The 15,192-nt window shown below is 63.4% G+C and carries 17 protein-coding genes; 11 read left to right on the top strand and 6 right to left on the bottom strand.

What is annotated here, in order from left to right; genetic code table 11:
- Nucleotides 1-342: 342 nt before the first annotated feature.
- Nucleotides 343-1,629 carry a delta-60 repeat domain-containing protein gene (locus BLU76_RS24125; protein WP_092145889.1) on the top strand — a complete coding sequence of 429 codons (1,287 nt, stop codon included), beginning with the start codon at nt 343-345 and terminating at the stop codon, nt 1,627-1,629.
- Between the two features lie 45 nt (nt 1,630-1,674).
- Here BLU76_RS24125 and BLU76_RS24120 read toward each other — a convergent pair whose 3' ends face one another.
- Together BLU76_RS24120 and BLU76_RS24115 are read right to left on the bottom strand one after the other, a co-directional pair.
- Nucleotides 1,675-1,968 (bottom strand): antibiotic biosynthesis monooxygenase family protein, encoded by a 294-nt coding sequence (locus tag BLU76_RS24120; RefSeq protein WP_092145887.1) that lies wholly within the window; start codon nt 1,966-1,968, stop codon nt 1,675-1,677.
- A 123-nt stretch (nt 1,969-2,091) separates the two neighbouring features.
- On the bottom strand, nt 2,092-3,525 hold the full coding sequence (locus BLU76_RS24115) for a MocR-like pyridoxine biosynthesis transcription factor PdxR (protein WP_092145885.1): 1,434 nt from the start codon (nt 3,523-3,525) through the stop codon (nt 2,092-2,094).
- A gap of 195 nt (nt 3,526-3,720) precedes the next feature.
- On the opposite strand from BLU76_RS24115, the gene BLU76_RS24110 reads away from it, so the two are divergent.
- On the top strand, nt 3,721-4,161 hold the full coding sequence (locus BLU76_RS24110; RefSeq protein ID WP_092224763.1) for a carboxymuconolactone decarboxylase family protein: 441 nt from the start codon (nt 3,721-3,723) through the stop codon (nt 4,159-4,161).
- Nucleotides 4,162-4,341: 180 nt separating this feature from the next.
- Here the strand turns inward: BLU76_RS24110 and BLU76_RS24105 are convergent, their stop codons facing one another.
- A complete protein-coding gene (locus tag BLU76_RS24105; protein ID WP_092145881.1) occupies nt 4,342-4,683 on the bottom strand; it encodes a hypothetical protein in 342 nt (113 codons plus the stop codon).
- 205 nt (nt 4,684-4,888) lie between these two features.
- Between BLU76_RS24105 and BLU76_RS24100 the strand changes: the two genes are divergently transcribed.
- From BLU76_RS24100 to BLU76_RS24090, 3 genes are read left to right on the top strand one after another with little or no spacing between them, the layout of a single operon-like run.
- Nucleotides 4,889-5,521, top strand: coding sequence for a secretin and TonB N-terminal domain-containing protein (locus tag BLU76_RS24100; protein ID WP_063320780.1), 633 nt, complete (start codon nt 4,889-4,891; stop codon nt 5,519-5,521).
- Nucleotides 5,518-6,063, top strand: a complete 546-nt coding sequence (locus BLU76_RS24095; RefSeq protein WP_072347363.1) for a sigma-70 family RNA polymerase sigma factor — start codon at nt 5,518-5,520, stop codon at nt 6,061-6,063. The genes BLU76_RS24100 and BLU76_RS24095 overlap by 4 nt, the downstream gene beginning before the upstream one ends.
- A gap of 37 nt (nt 6,064-6,100) precedes the next feature.
- Entirely contained in the window at nt 6,101-7,042 is a 942-nt protein-coding gene (locus BLU76_RS24090; RefSeq protein ID WP_092224818.1) for a FecR family protein, read from the top strand.
- A 158-nt stretch (nt 7,043-7,200) separates the two neighbouring features.
- On the opposite strand, the gene BLU76_RS24085 is transcribed toward BLU76_RS24090, so the two are convergent.
- Nucleotides 7,201-7,812 carry a PulJ/GspJ family protein gene (locus tag BLU76_RS24085; RefSeq protein WP_092145877.1) on the bottom strand — a complete coding sequence of 204 codons (612 nt, stop codon included), beginning with the start codon at nt 7,810-7,812 and terminating at the stop codon, nt 7,201-7,203.
- The gene (gspH, locus tag BLU76_RS24080) at nt 7,809-8,261 is read right to left on the bottom strand and encodes a type II secretion system minor pseudopilin GspH (RefSeq protein WP_092145875.1); all 453 of its coding nucleotides are present in this window, start codon (nt 8,259-8,261) and stop codon (nt 7,809-7,811) included. The genes BLU76_RS24085 and gspH overlap by 4 nt, the downstream gene beginning before the upstream one ends.
- 116 nt (nt 8,262-8,377) lie before the next feature.
- On the opposite strand from gspH, the gene BLU76_RS24075 reads away from it, so the two are divergent.
- Nucleotides 8,378-8,821 carry a type II secretion system protein N gene (locus tag BLU76_RS24075; RefSeq protein ID WP_092224761.1) on the top strand — a complete coding sequence of 148 codons (444 nt, stop codon included), beginning with the start codon at nt 8,378-8,380 and terminating at the stop codon, nt 8,819-8,821.
- Nucleotides 8,822-8,931: 110 nt separating this feature from the next.
- Here BLU76_RS24075 and gspI read toward each other — a convergent pair whose 3' ends face one another.
- Nucleotides 8,932-9,306 carry a type II secretion system minor pseudopilin GspI gene (gene gspI / locus BLU76_RS24070; protein ID WP_063320785.1) on the bottom strand — a complete coding sequence of 125 codons (375 nt, stop codon included), beginning with the start codon at nt 9,304-9,306 and terminating at the stop codon, nt 8,932-8,934.
- Nucleotides 9,307-9,453: 147 nt separating this feature from the next.
- Between gspI and gspG the strand changes: the two genes are divergently transcribed.
- From gspG to gspD, 5 genes are read left to right on the top strand one after another with little or no spacing between them, the layout of a single operon-like run.
- A complete protein-coding gene (gene gspG, locus BLU76_RS24065) occupies nt 9,454-9,903 on the top strand; it encodes a type II secretion system major pseudopilin GspG (RefSeq protein ID WP_046062736.1) in 450 nt (149 codons plus the stop codon).
- A gap of 8 nt (nt 9,904-9,911) precedes the next feature.
- On the top strand, nt 9,912-10,898 hold the full coding sequence (gene gspK, locus BLU76_RS24060) for a type II secretion system minor pseudopilin GspK (protein WP_092224759.1): 987 nt from the start codon (nt 9,912-9,914) through the stop codon (nt 10,896-10,898).
- On the top strand, nt 10,895-12,067 hold the full coding sequence (gene gspL / locus BLU76_RS24055; RefSeq protein ID WP_092224757.1) for a type II secretion system protein GspL: 1,173 nt from the start codon (nt 10,895-10,897) through the stop codon (nt 12,065-12,067). Before gspK ends, gspL begins: the two co-directional genes overlap by 4 nt.
- Nucleotides 12,060-12,632: a type II secretion system protein GspM gene (gene gspM, locus BLU76_RS24050; protein WP_092145867.1), complete on the top strand. Its 573-nt coding sequence runs from the start codon at nt 12,060-12,062 to the stop codon at nt 12,630-12,632. The genes gspL and gspM overlap by 8 nt, the downstream gene beginning before the upstream one ends.
- Nucleotides 12,629-14,992, top strand: a complete 2,364-nt coding sequence (gene gspD, locus BLU76_RS24045; RefSeq protein ID WP_092224755.1) for a type II secretion system secretin GspD — start codon at nt 12,629-12,631, stop codon at nt 14,990-14,992. The genes gspM and gspD overlap by 4 nt, the downstream gene beginning before the upstream one ends.
- Nucleotides 14,993-15,192: the final 200 nt, after the last annotated feature.

Below are 15,192 nucleotides of genomic sequence, written 5' to 3'. Positions count from 1 at the left end.
CCAATACCGTGATCCACCAAACTTGAAAGGTAACCCCCCTGTAGGAGCTGCCGAAGGCTGCGATCTTTTGATCTTTCGATTGAGATCAATTGGATTGGACAAGATCGCAGCCTGGTTGCACTCGGCAGCTCCTACAGGCTCAGCGGGAGCAAGCGCCCTCGTCACAGGAGAAGTGTTCTATATGCCCCACGCATTTTGCCAGCCGTCAACTGTCAGGACTGACAGTTGACGGGGCCGGATTCATGGAGCAAAACGAAATCGCCCTTGCATCAGCAGTAGAGCATTGAATTTTCAACCCCGGTATTTGGCACAAGGGCTCTCAACCCATACAGGAGTTATCCAATGTCTACTGACTTGTCTCGTAACGCCGGAAGCCTTGATCCTACCTTTGGCTCTGGCGGAAAAGTGTTCCCTTCCAACTCCGCCGACCCTCTCATGCCCGGGAGCGTTTCGGGGCTTACCATCGCTCCCGACCACAAGGTGCTCATCGCCGGGAGATTCGGCCAGAACTACAGCATTATCCGCCTGAACCCAGACGGATCCGCCGACAGGGACTTTGGCGAATACGGTGTGATCACGGGCAGCTTCGCAGAGGGCTACGCCTCTGGCGGAGAGTCCATTTCACTGTTGGACAATGGTCAGATACTACTGACTGGCCTCTTTAAGGAAGATGATCAATATAGCCCCAGCCTGTCTGCGGCAGCACGTTTTTACAGCGATGGGCGTCTGGACACCAGGTTCGGTTTTAAAGGCCATGTCGTCATCCGGCTACCACTGGATCAATCCAATCCAGCCATTGCGGATAATGCAACCCGTGACGGTAGCGGACGCAGCAGTGTCAGTGCCACAGTCCTCCCTGATGGAAAAATCTGGATGACCAGCGTACACCGCTACAGTTTTATCGATAGTGTCGGCGTGCTGATGCGGCTTGAGTCGAACGGCAATCTGGATCTCAGCCTGAACAACGGTAAGGGCTTCGTCATCGTGCGATACCCTGAGTGTTCGACTGCAATCACCACGCACCTGATCCAGCCAGATGGAAAAATCGTCGTCGCCGGGATAGCCATCGTTGGCGGACGCGAAGCTGCATTCACTGCACGTTATATGTCTGACGGAACGGCTGACCCAAGTTTTGGCAGTGCGGGATTTGTTCTCACTGAGATTGAAAGGCCGACTCAAATTCTGTCATTGGCGTTGCAAAAGAACGGGAATCTCGTCGCTGCAGGTTCGACAACCGTCGCTCCAACAGCTGGCTTTCTGCTAAGCCTCCGCCCAGATGGCAGGAATGATCCGCTGTTCAACCGAGGGGTGCCGTTGTTGACATTGATTGACGACAATCCGTACGGATCGCAATGGATCGGTGTTGCCACTGATGACAGCGGAAAAATTGTCGTAACGGGCGCTACTCTGGGGGGCGAAGAGGCCGACATCCTGCTTGCGCGATACCTGAGCGATGCCAGCTTGGACGGCAGTTTTGGCGATGGCACGGGAATTGTGCGAACCAAAATCGGCAGCAGTGTCGATCATCCTCAAGCCATTGCACTACAGGAGGACGGTCGTATTGTGGTCATCGGGATGTTCTTCTCGGAGAGCGGCTTCAGACCGGTCGTTCTTCGTTTCAAGAATTGAGTGCTGGCGTCCGGCTACGTAAAGGCAGGGGTGCCACAGTGCGTTTCAGACAATCGGGAAACTGTTGAAATCCACGCTGCGGGCCAGGCGACTATCGATCAGGCCGATGAAGCCCTGCACCTCGGGGCAGTTGAAATGGGCTTGCATCGCCGCTTCCGATTGCCAGCGAGCGCTGACGGTCCAGCGGTCACCGTCGTCCGGGCAACGGTCAACCATGTAGGCATCGCACCCAGGCTGCGCGCGCAGGGTTTCGACGATTTTCTGCAACTGGCGGCCCAGTTCTTCCGAGCGACCAGCGGCGGCTTGGACCTGTACGGTATTGATCACCTGGCGAGTCATGGTTCTGGCTCCTGAATCAAGTCGGACGGGATTTGGCTCGACATCAACGAGACCCCAGCAGGATAGGCCTGTAATGGCGAGGCTAAAACAGCCAATGAGCGGATAAATGCCCAGTCCAATGGCTCAAGTGACCTGCTGCAAAATGTCTCGCAAGCGGTCCAGGGCGATGTCAATGTCCAGGGTGTCAATGGCGCCGAAACCCAGGAACAGGCCGGGACGCACCGCAGCCTCATTGAAAAAGCCGTCAAGGCTGTACAGCCCGACTTCGGCTTTTCTCGCCAGCTCGATCACCAGCGCCAGGTCGATGGGCACCTTGCACAGCACTGCCAGGTGGAAGCCTGCGGTTGTGGGAACCGCCTCGAACCAGGGCGACAAATCCCCGCCCATGCGTGCCAGGATTCGCTCGCGGCGCCCGGCATACAGCGTGTGGCAACGGCGGATGTGCTTGAGCAGGCAGCCCTCGGCGATGAACTTCGCCAACGCCCACTGGGGCAGGGTGGAGGTGTGCTGGTCGGTGAGGCGCTTGGCCAGGATCACTGCTTCAAGAATCGCTGGCGGCAGGATCGCATAGCCGAGCCGCAGTTCCGGCAACAAGGTCTTGGAGAAGGTGCCCACGTACGCGACGATCCCGCGCTCATCCAGGCTCTGCAACGAATCGGCGGGCCGGCCTTCGTAGCGGAATTCGCTGTCGTAGTCGTCTTCGATGATGATCGCCCCCAGCTCATAGGCCCGCGCCAGCAGGGCGTTGCGGCGGGCCTGGCTCATGGGCATGCCCAAGGGAAACTGGTGGGAGGGCGTCACATAAATCAGCCGCGTGCCGTCGGGGATCAGGTCGACCCGCATGCCTTGCTCGTCCACCGGCACCCCGGCCACCGTGGCGCCCTGGGAGCCGAACAGCAAGCGCGCCGGTGGATAGCCCGGATCTTCCATGGCCACCAGGCTGCCGGGACGGGTCAGCACCCGCGAGATCAGGTCCAGGGCCTGCTGTGCGCCGTTGCAGACCACGACGTCTTCATCCTGGCAATTGACCCCACGGGAAAACGCGATGTGCCGGGCAATGGCATTGCGCAGCGCCGGCAGGCCTTCGGGCTGGCTGTAGAAGCCCTTGGCACTGGCAATCTGACGCAGCGCGTGGGCGGTGCAACGCCGCCAGTCGTCCAGCGGAAACTGACCCTTGCCCGTGGCGCCGCCGATGAAGTCGTAGCGCAACGCACCTTCGAGGGTGGGATGGCGCATCAGGTCGGGCATGGTGCGCCAGGCTTCGACGACGTCGGCACCGGCCAGCTCGCGGTGGCTCTGCTTGCGCACGATCCTGGCCGGCCGTGCGTTGACGTAGGTGCCTTTGCCGATGATGCCGGTGAGCAGGTTTTCGTAGGTCAGTTGGGCGTAGGTGTCGGAGACGGTCTTGCGCGAGACGCCCAGTTGCTCGGCCAGCAGGCGGCTGGGCGGTAGCTGCGTGCCGGCCGCCAGGCGACCGCTTTCGATGGCGCTGCGCAATTGTTGATACAACTGGCCCGACAGGTCCTTGCGGCCGTTGATGACAACATGAAGTTCCATACCCGCAAGCTCCTGGGCGGTTGTTCGGTGGCCGGCGTCAAAGGCGCAAGATTACCCGCATTGTGCGACTGCATAGAAGTTGCGTGGGGAAAATCCTGTGCATTGGACTTGTCCCCGGTTTTTTCGCCGAATTGGACCTGTCATTGACCGGTCCCTGAGCTTACCGTGAAGGTCTCGAATGCCACGGAGCCCGCCATGAGCCCGCGTCTGGATTACTACACCGCATCCCCCGGGGCGATGCGAGCCATGATCGGCCTGGAAGCCCTGACCAGCCGCCTGAGTATCGAACCGGCGCTGTTGCACTTGATCAAGATCCGCGCTTCACAACTCAATGGCTGTGCCTTCTGCACCGACATGCATTCGGTGGAGGCCCGACGCCAGGGCGAGACCGAGCGCCGGCTCTACGCGGTGGCGGTGTGGCGCGACAGCGGTTTTTTCACGGCCCGCGAACGCGCCGCCCTGGCCTGGACCGAGACGGTGACGCTGTTGGCTGAAAGCCAGGTGCCGGACGAAATCTATGCCCAGGCCCGGGCCTGTTTCAGCGAGGAGGAATTGGTGGACCTGACCCTGGCGATCAGCACCATCAACAGCTGGAACCGGCTGGCGGTGAGTTTTCGCCAGAGTCCCAGTGCTTGATTGCCAATCCTGAAGGAGACTGTGGCGAGCTGCTTTTGTGGCGAGGGGATTTATCCCCGTTGGGCTGCGTAGCAGCCCCAAAAACAAAGAACTCAATCTATCTGACATACCGAGCTGTCAGGCTTTAGGGCCGCTCGCGCCCCAACGGGGATAAATCCCCTCGCCACAAAAGCGGCGTCGTTACTTGAGCAGCGGCGAGGTCCCCGAGGTAGCCGGCGGCCGTTGGGGCTTGACCGAAGTGCCGAATGTATTGCCCATGCGCACCCCCGTGGCCGCCGGGGTAGCCAGGCCAATGCTGTTCGGAGCGCGCTCGTTGACCGGCACATTCATGGCGTCCTGGGCCTGTTGCGCCGCCTTCGCGGCCTGGGGGTCGTTGCCCATCTGCCGACTCAGGCAGTTGTAGTCTGGGGTCTTGTAACCGCCAACGGTTACCTCGATACAGGCCGGGGCTTCTTCACCCTGGGCCCCGGGCAGGGCCATGAACAGCCCGAGGCCTGCCATCATGTTCATCCACGGTTTCATCTGCGACCTCCTGGCCCGCCGCAGCGGACGGTGCGTTGTCAGGGCACCAGTCTAGTGCGGCCTGGAGGATTTGTATCGGTTGTCATACGACATTCATAAACACCCCTCAGGATGACGATTTTCAACGGATACGTCAGTCGTGCAGCAGGGCAGAGCCGGGGGCGGACGCGGACGTGGATTGACCAGGGCGCCCTTGGGGTGGCTGATGGTGTTGCTGTGTCTGCTGGCCGGACCGATCCAGGCGGTCGGCCTGGTGGACCTGGACATCGCGCCCCAGGAACTGACCACGGCGCTGGAGCAGTTCAGCCGGGCGACGGGCATGGCGGTGCTGGTGGACCATCAGTTGTCGAGCCAGCGTCATACGCTGGGTGTCCAGGGGCAGTTCACACCTTCCGAAGGGTTGAGGGTGTTGCTCAGCGGCACCGGACTGGCGGCGCACTATGCCCGGGCGGATGCGTTCACATTGCAGCCGGTGCGGGTCCGAGAGGTGCCGCTGCCTCCCGGCGTCACCCCAGGCTTGAGTGACAGCAACTACGCGGCAGCGATCCAGGCGGTCATCCAGCGCAATTTGTGTCGTTCACCGTTGACCCGCCCAGGCAGTTTCCGGGCGGTGCTGCAAGTGTGGATCGGCCGGGACGGCGTGGTCCAGCACAGTCGCCTGGTCAGTTCCACGGGCGACCTGATGCGGGACAAGGCCTTGGTCAACAGTTTGCAGAACCTCAGGATCGACCGCCCGGCGCCCAGCTCGTTGCGCCAGCCGGTGACCCTGCTTTTGTTACCCGACTTATCAGGAAGAAGCATGGAATGCATAGCAGGGGAAGGGGTGTCCGGGCGATGAAAGACTCCGGTCGCAGCCCGTTGGTGAGGTTGTTCCTCACCTCGTATGAGGATTTCAAGGTGCGCCTGCGCAGACGCCTGGGCTCCGAGGAACTGGCCAACGATGTGTTGCATGAAACCTACCTGCGGGTCGATCGCATGGTCGATACCCAGGAGATTGCCCAGCCCAACGCTTATTTGTATCGCATGGCCCTGAATATCGCCGCCGACCGCCGGCAGGCCGATGCGCGTTTGCTCACGGGCGATGAAATCGAGGAATTGCTGCAGGTCTCGGATGAAGCGCTGGATCCGGCCCGTGTGGTGGGTGGGCAGAAGGAACTGCAGACCCTGCTCAAGGCCTTGTACGAACTGCCGGCGCGCCGCCGCAGGATCTTCATCGCCGCACGCCTGGAGGAAGCACCGCACCTGGAAATATCCCAGCGCTTCGGTATTTCCACGCGCATGGTGGAGAAGGAGATCAAGGCTGCGTTGGGGCACTGCGCCCAGCGCCTGGAAAGAAAAGTCATTCAGCGGTTCGGTCCCGGCGCGGGAAAACCGTCTTGAGAGTAGAGACCCGACCCTTTCGTGAGTGTGTGTGCGCTTGAACATCTTCAGCATCGCTTCCCCTGACGCCACGCCCCAGGCCCGATTGGCCGGCGAGGCCCGAGACTGGCTGATCCTGCTGACCTCGGGGCGCGCCACCGTGGCCGATGCCCGGGCCTTGCGCCTGTGGTGCGGGCAGAGCCCCGAACATGCCCAGGCCTTCGAACAGGCCAAGGCGTTGTGGCAGGGGCTGCAACCGGCCGCCGCAGCGTTGCAGGCGCCCCGGCATATCGGCCGCCGGGCGTTGCTGGGTGGCGCCATCGCGGCATCGACGGCCTTCCTGTTGATCCGCGCCACGGTGCCAGGCGGTGTTTCCGGGCTGGGAGCCGACTACGTCACCGACGTCGGCGAACAGCGCCGCGTGGAACTGGCCGAAGGCATCAGCCTGGAACTCAATACCCAGACCCGCCTCAGTCGCCGCGCGCTGGCCGACGGCGGACAAGGACTGGAATTGCTCAGCGGTGAGATTGAAGTGCAGGGGCGCAGTGCCCAGGTGGTCAGCGTCCAGGCCGGCGCCGGTTGGATCAGCGCCGCCCAGGCACGCTTCAACATCCGCTACACCGACCAGAGCGTCTGCGCGACCTGCCTGGAGGGCGTGGTGCAGGTCGAGGTGCAAGGCCGGCGGTTCCGCCTGGAGCCGGGCATGCAGATGACTTACGAGCCTCACCAGGTGGGCGCGCCCAAGCGTGCCGATGTGTCGGCGGCCATTGCCTGGCGTGAGCAGGTGTTGGTGTTCAACGACGCGACCCTGGCCAGCGTCATCGACGAAATCAACCGCTACCGTCCCGGCATGTTGCTGCTGCTCAACCGCGAACTGGGCCAGCGCAAGGTCCAGGCGCGGTTTCGCCTCGACCAGTTGGCGGGCGTGGCGCTGTTGATCCGCGATGCCTACGGCGCCAAATGCACCGAGTTGCCGGGTGGCGTGGTGGTGCTGAGCTGAGGCCTGCGGCGCCTGGCGGGCCTCATCGCGTGCAAGCTCGCTCCCACAAGGGTGTGCCCAAATCTTGAGGTCACCCGTTAACTCTGTGGGAGCGAGCTTGCTCGCGATGAGGCCGGTACATTCGACATCATCCTTGACAGACCCACCGCTATCGCGAGCTAATCCAGCGGCCCCAGCACCTGTCGATACGTTTCGGCCCCCTGGGGTGTCTGGCGGGTCAGGCTGATTTCGATGCCCATTGGATTTTCCTGGCGGTTGCCGCTGAGCTTGCGCCAGCCTTTTTCCTTGTCCCAGAACCGCAGTCCGGCATCGCTGACGTCACTGAGCACGGCCACGCCCGAGCCGGGTGCGGGCAGGGGGTAGCGACTGCGGGCCTGGCCTTGGGCGCGGTAAAGCGTGTCACCCTTGAGCCACCAGCGCACCCGTTGCAACTCGCCTTCCTGGGTCGCCGCCACGCGGATCACATCCAGGCGGAAGCCCCGACCTTCGGTGCTGCGCACGGTGAGGGCGGGCGGGGCGGTCGAGGGCTGGTCGTCGACGCCGGGTTTGACCGGTTCACTCAGCTCGATGCTGGCGCGCAGGGCCACGTCGCGCTCCAGTTGGTTCAACACCCGCAGCAGCGCTTCGGTCTGCTCGGTACTGGCTTGCAAATGGCTGTCGGCACGAGTCACGCTGTCCAGCCCGCGCCAGGCGATCAGGCTGACCACCGCCATCAGCAGGATCGCCACCATCACTTCCAGCAAGGTGAAGCCTGTCTGCCGGACACTCATTGGAGTTGCACCCGCCCCGCGGCACTGCGTTGCACCGTGAGGCTGTTCACGCCGTCCGACAAGCGGATCTGCAAGGGCTCGCCGAGCCACTCGGCATTCAGCACCACCCGTTGCCTGGGGTCCACGCGAACCTCCATCGACGGGCTCTGCCAGCGACGCGGATGCAGTTGCGGATCATCCTTGAAACGATCCAACCCGGTGCCTTGATCGGCGCGACGACTGAAACCAAACCCCTTGGCGTCCCAGCGCCAGGTAATCGGTCGCCCGTCGGTGCGGGCTTCGGTCTGGGCCAGTTGCAGCAGTTGCACCAGCCGCTCGCCGTCCTGGCGCAGCAACTTCAACGGATCCGGCTTGATGCTCAGGCTCACGGCGGCGCTGGCAATGCCGATGATCACCAGCACCACCATCAGTTCGATCAGGGTGAAACCGCGTTGCTTGCCGAGGTTCATGCGCGCTCCTTTGCGTGAAACCATCCTGCACGGTGAAGATGATAAGGATGTGAAATAAAACGGAGAGAATTGACGCGTAGGCTGGACGCTGGAACCCAAGAAAGGAGATTCAGGCCATGGCGTTCATCGAGCGTGTGTCCCCGGCGCAAATCGTCCAGGCCGTGGGTCTGTTGGCGGCGTTGGCCGGGGTGGCGGCCTGGTCTTCGCTGCTGCTCACGTCGGCCGAGTCGCGCACGCCGGATGTCGCCCCGCAACGCATGGCCGAACGTTCCGATAACCCGGCGCTGCAATGGTTCTCCAACCAGCCGGCAGCGGTGGACATCAAGGTCAGCGGTGTGATGGCCGGCACGCACACGCCCGTGGCGATCCTCAGTCTCAACGACGGACCGCCGCGCAGTTTCCTGGTCGGTGAAAGGGTGGCCCAAGGCGTACGGTTGGTAGCGATCGAGGCGCAGGCGGTGGTCATCGAACGTGGCAATGAGCAGACCCGGTTGGTCCTGGCTCGGTTGCCGGATTCGGTGAGTTTGCCGTCCCTGACACGTCCCGAAAACCAGCGCTGAACCTCTGTGGCGAGGGAGCTTGCTCCCGCTCGGTTGCGCAGCAACCGCAAGATTTTGGGGCCGCTTCGCGACCCAGCGGGAGCAAGCTCCCTCGCCACAAGGGGCTGCCTTTATTTTTCCCGGCTGACCAACGTCTCCAGCCGAGCCAACGGCGGTGCTTCGCGACTGCGATCCGACACGCTCAGTTCAACCCGCAGCAGCCGGCCGTTTTCCGCCGGGCGCAGGTTCTGTTCGCAACGCAACAGCAATCGCCCCTGGTCGCATTCGAACACTTTCGAGCCCTGGGCAAAACGACCTTCCAGACGCAACTGCGCCAGCTGGCTGCGGGCGGCGAGCAGGGCGATGGATTTGTCCCGCAGCAGGCCGTTGCTCTGGGTCATCACCGCCGCCACGCGCACAGCGGCCGACATGGCCACGGCGATGATCGCCAGGGCCACCAGCACTTCGATCAGGGTGAAGCCGGCTTGTGGAGCGAGGCGTGGCATGGCGCGGGCTCGGGGGGAGGGCAGCCTTGAAGATTAGCCGGCGTTCGTGACCAATTGACGACGCAAGCTCCTGAGCAATTTCAATATCACTGACATATTTTCTTGCAACACTGCGCCTCGAATCGAATCCAGCGAAGGACCGTCGAGATGCAGATCGCCCGTTACAACGCCCGTTCCCAAGGCCCTCGCGGGCAGCGGGGTTTCACCCTGATCGAAATCATGGTCGTGGTGGTGATCCTCGGCATCCTGGCGGCGATGGTGGTGCCCAAGGTGCTCGACCGTCCCGACCAGGCGCGGGCAACGGCGGCGAAACAGGACATTGGCGGCCTGATGCAAGCCCTGAAGCTGTATCGCCTGGACCACGGCAGTTACCCGAGCATGAACCAGGGGCTCAAAGTGCTGGTGGAGAAGCCGGCCGATGCGAAAAACAGCACCTGGCGCTCTTACCTGGAGCGCCTGCCCAACGACCCATGGGGCCGTCCTTATAACTACCTCAACCCGGGTGCCAACGGCGAAGTCGATATCTTCTCCCTTGGCGCCGACGGTCAGCCTGACGGCGACGGCGTGAATGCCGACATTGGCTCCTGGCAGTTGTAAGGGCCGTGATGCGAACGGATTCGCCCCTCGCGGCGAAGCAGCGCGGCATGGCGCTGATCAGTGCCTTGCTGATTGCTGCCGTGGTGGCGGTCATTGCCGGTGGCATGCTGACCCGCCAGACCCTGTTCACTCGCAGCCTGGAGGCCGAGCAGTTGCGTGTCCAGGGCTCGGCGCGGTTGCAGGGTGGCCTGCAACTGAGTCGCCAGTTGCTCTGGGATGCCAGGCAGCGCGATCCACTGACGCGCTTCGGCCAACCTTGGGCCAAACCTATCGTGATACCGGGTTCAGGCCAGATCGACACACCCTTCGAAGGCCAGTTGGAAGATGAGCAAGGCAAGTTCAACCTGCGCAACCTCGTCGCCAATGAGCGGGTGGACGAGGAACAAGTGCGCGCCTTCGAACGCCTGTGCCAGCAATTGGGCGTGGCCGCGACGGTCCGCACGCGTATCGTCGACAGGGTGGTCGAGGCCTATCCGCGCCTGTTGAGTCCGCAGCGGGTGGACCAGGCGCCAAAGGCCAATACCTTCAACAGCGGCCGCGAAACCTCGCCCCAGGCCGACAACACGCCGCTGGCCCCGACGCGCCCGATGCTGCGCACCTTGCAAGACTTGCGCAGCGTCAAAGGCGTCACCACACGGTTGCTGGACACACTGGCGCCGTACGTGACGATCCTGCCCACCAACACCTGGCTCAATGGCAACACCGCCAGCGCCCCGGTGCTGGCCGCCTACGTGCCGGGGCTGTCGCTGCAACGGGCCGAGGCTCTGGTCAGGGAGCGCGATGGCGGCCACTGGTTTATCAATCGCGGGGATTTCGTCAATCGCCTGCGCATGCCGGAGTTGGACACGGCCAGCGTCAAGGTCGGCATCACCAGTGATTGGTTCCGCCTGCGGGGCCAGGCACGCAGTGGTCGGCGGCGGGTCGAGCTGGAGGCGTTGCTGCAACGTACCGAGGACCGCTTGCCCCAGGTGATCTGGTCGAGGGTGGGGGTATGACGCGCTTGCGCATCGCCCTGGCGCCGCTGGACAGCCTGGACCTCGACAGCCCGGTGGCGTTTGCCTGGCTTGATCGCCAAGGCCAGGTCCGTGAGCAAGGCCGCAGCAGCCTTCGGGCGCTGGGCCAGAGTGGTAAAAACCTTTCGGTGGAGTGTTTTCTTCATCCCCGCGACAGCGTGTTGACCCGCCTGGAGTTGCCGCTGTTACCGGCGGCCAGGATCACCGCAGCGGTGACGTGCGCGGCCCAGGCCCTGATGCTCGGAGCCAGCGAACAGATGCAGGTGGCCCATGGCCCGCGTGGGGTCGATGGGCAGGTGCAGATCGCCTGGCTGGACCGTGAATCCCTCGCCAATCTCGGGCGGCTTGTGCACCAGGCCGGCATGAAACTGCGTGGCCTCTACCCGGCGGCCTACGCCTTGCCGGTGCTGTCGGGGCCGGTGGCCTGTATCGAGGACGACCATCTGCTGGTGCGCCATGACCTGCAGCACGCCGTGGTGCAACCGTTGCAGCAAGAGGCGCTGGAGGAGTGGCTACTGGAAACGGGGCCCGGGATGCATTGGGTGGGCGAGGCGCCGCCGCAACCTTCGATCGAGGCCTTGGCCGAAGCCCAACGCTGGATGGGCCCTGCGCCAGGCTGGGGGTTGCATGCCGGCCTTGCACGCAACGCCGTCGAGCGCGGTGGTTGGGGCCGGGCGGCGGCGATCTGCGCGACAGCACTGGCGGTGTGGGTGATTGGGCTGAACCTCTACGCCGCCCGTGAAGCGGCCCAGGGCCAACGGCTCAAGGCGCAGATGAGCCAGCGGGTGAAGCAGGCGTTTCCCGAGTTGCCGGTGATTCTCAACCCGCTGCAACAGGCACGTCAGCAAATCGCTGCGCGCCAGAACGGTGCGGCGACCGACCCGACCCAACGCTTTGCCAGCCTGGTGCAACAGGCGGGCAGTGCCATGCCGTTCATGAGCGGCAATGTCCAGGCGCTGGTGTTCGAGAACGGTGAGTTGCGCCTGAATGTCGTGGCCGAGGCGCAGAAAACCACCGCCGAAGAGGATTGGAAAATCCCCCTGGTCCAGGCCGGCATCGACGTCGCCGCCATCGATCAGGGCTGGACCCTGCGTGTGGCACCGGCCGGCCAGGGCAGCCCCGACGAAAACCCGGACGCCGATGATGAATAAGCATTCTCTGGCATTGGTGTGGGGGCACTGGGCAACCTATCGCACGCGTTTGCGCACGTTCTGGCAGGGGCTGGCGGTGCGTGAGCAAGCCGCCGTGGCCCTGGCTGCGCTGGTGTTGGGCGGCTGTCTGGTCTGGCTCGCACTGATCCAGCCGCCGCTCAAGACTATCGCCTATTGGCAAGCCGAAACCCCGAAGCTGCGTTCACAGACCGAAGCCCTCGAAGTGCTGTTGCGCGACGTCGCGGGGCCCGCACCCGAGCAACCTCTTGAAACCGCCTTGCGCCAGAGCCTGGACGCCAGTGGCTTGAGCCAGCATTACCAATTGCAAGCGCCAGGCGCCGAGCGCCCCAACACCTGGCAGCTCACGTTCGACCAGGCCCCAGCGGAGGCGGTGATCAGTTGGTTGCTGGGCAACCCACGGCAATTCTCCCTGGAAGTGATCGAGGCCCGTTTGCAGCGCACCGCCCTTGCCAATCGCGACAACCACGACACCGACAATACCGCCGGCACACTGTCCGGAACCGTTCGCATGGATCAGGCGCAAGGCGCTAAGGAAGCTTCATGAAAGGGGCCAGATACCCACGTCATTGGCGCAAGGCTGCACCGCTGTTGTTGCTCGCGTTGAGTGCGTGCAACAGCACGCCGCCCGCGTCGCAGCCACCGTTGCTGGTGGACAGCGAGTTGGGCATTCCGTTGGGGAGTACCCAGCGCAGTGGTGATGCAGTGCTCGATCGTCAGCGGGCCCAGGACCTGCGTGAACATAAGCCCGCGGTGCGGCATCAGGTCGACCTCACCACCCGTGCTCGCGAGCCGCGCAACAATGCGCCGGCGCGTACGCCCTTGGGCGATCAACCGGTGACGCTGAATTTCGTCGAGGCGGATATCCAGGCGGTGGTGCGAGCCTTGTCCCGTTCCACCGGCCAACAGTTTCTGGTGGACCCGCGGGTCAAGGGCAACCTGACGCTGGTCTCCGAAGGCCAGGTCCCGGCCCACCAAGCCTACGACATGCTGCTGGCCGCGCTGCGCATGCAAGGCTTCAGCGTGGTCGACGTCGGTGGCGTAGCCCAGGTGGTGCCGGAGGCCGATGCCAAACTGCTGGGTGGGCCGATCTACAGTGCCGACAAACCGGCCGGCAACGGCATGCTCACCCGCACCTTCCGCCTGCAATATGAGAACGCGGTGAATCTGATCCCGGTGCTGCGCCCGATCGTGTCGCCGAATAACCCGATCAATGCCTACCCGGGCAACAACACCATTGTCGTCACCGATTACGCCGAGAACCTGTCGCGGGTGGCGCAACTCATCGAAGGCATCGACACCCCGAGTGCCATCGACACCGATGTGGTGCCGATCCACAACGGCATCGCGGTCGACATCGCGCAAATGGTCTCTGATCTGCTGGAAACCCAGGGCGGCGACCAGACCCAGAAGATCAACGTGATCGGCGATCCGCGCTCCAATTCCATCATCATCCGCGCCGGCAGCCCCGAGCGCACGGAGCTGGCGCGCAACCTGATCTACAAGCTCGATAACGCCCAGAACAACCCGAGCAACCTGCATGTGGTGTACCTGCGCAATGCCCAGGCCGGCAAACTGGCCCAGGCCCTGCGCGGCTTGCTCACCGGGGAGAGTGAAGGCGAGGGCAGCGACAACTCGCGCTCGGTGCTCAGTGGCATGGGCGCCAGTACCAACGGACAGAGTGGGCAGGGCAGCAGTGGCGATGGCACCAGCGGCACCACCAGCGGCAATGCTTCGACCAGCGGCAACGGCTACGGCCAAGGCAGCAACGGCACGACTTCCGCTTCGACGAAAAACGAACAGAACACCGCTTTCAGCGCCGGCGGCGTGACCATCCAGGCCGACGCCACCACCAACACCTTGCTGATCTCCGCGCCGGACCCGCTGTACCGCAACCTGCGGGAAGTCATCGACCTGTTGGACCAGCGGCGCGCCCAAGTGGTGATCGAGAGCCTGATCGTCGAAGTCGGCGAGGACGACGCCAGCGAATTCGGCGTGCAATGGCAGACCGGCAACCTCGGTGGCAGTGGGGTGATCGGCGGGGTCAACCTCGGCGGCACCGCGCTCAACCTCAACGGCAAGACCAGCATCGATGTCTTGCCCCAGGGCCTGAACCTGGGGGTGGTCAACGGCACGGTGGACATTCCGGGTATCGGCAAGATTCTCGATCTCAAGGTCCTGGCCCGGGCCTTGAAGAGCAAGGGTGGCACCAATGTGCTGTCGACGCCGAACCTGCTGACCCTGGACAACGAAGCGGCGAGCATTTTCGTCGGCCAGACCATTCCCTTCGTCAGCGGCAGCTATGTCACCGGCGGCGGTGGTACCAGCAACAACCCGTTCCAGACCGTGACCCGCGAGGAGGTGGGTTTGAAGCTCAATGTCCGGCCGCAGATTTCCGAAGGCGGGACGGTCAAGCTCGACATCTATCAGGAAGTCAGCAGCGTCGACAATCGTGCTTCGAGCACCACCGGCATCGTCACCAACAAGCGCGCCATCGACACCAGCATCCTGCTGGACGATGGGCAGATCATGGTCCTCGGCGGGTTGCTGCAGGATGGCTACAGCCAGAGCAATGACGCGGTACCGTGGTTGTCGACCATTCCGGGGATCGGTGCGCTGTTTCGCAACGAACGGCGGCAGATCACCAAGACCAACCTGATGGTGTTCCTGCGGCCCTACATCATCCGCGACACGGCGGCGGGACGCGGCATTACCCTCAACCGCTACGACTTCATGCGTCGCGCCCAAGGCCTGCTGCAACCAGACCGTAGCTGGGCAATGCCGGACATGCAGGCCCCGCAGTTGCCGGCCTCGGCGAGGGCGATTCCGGGGACGGCGCCTGCCGGGGTGCAGATGCCCAGGGCGGTGATCAAAGCGGTGCCTGTGATGGAGCCGATTGGACAATGAATTTCGTGGCGAGGGAGCTTGCTCCCGCTGGGTTGCGAAGCGACCCCAAAAAGATTGCATGCGATCTGCCTGGCACACCGAGGTGCCTGGTTTTGGGGCTGCTGCGCAGCCCAGCGGGAGCAAGCTCCCTCGCCACAGTGGTGGGTGGGTCAGTCGTAGAGGAAGTGTGCCCATGAACACCCTCCCATACGCCTGGGCCA

The organism is Pseudomonas sp. NFACC08-1, assembly GCF_900106735.1.
Classification (GTDB): Bacteria; Pseudomonadota; Gammaproteobacteria; order Pseudomonadales; family Pseudomonadaceae; genus Aquipseudomonas; species Aquipseudomonas fluorescens_Q.
The sequence above is the reverse complement of the archived record's forward strand: the minus strand, read 5'-3'. Positions and strand labels throughout refer to the sequence as shown.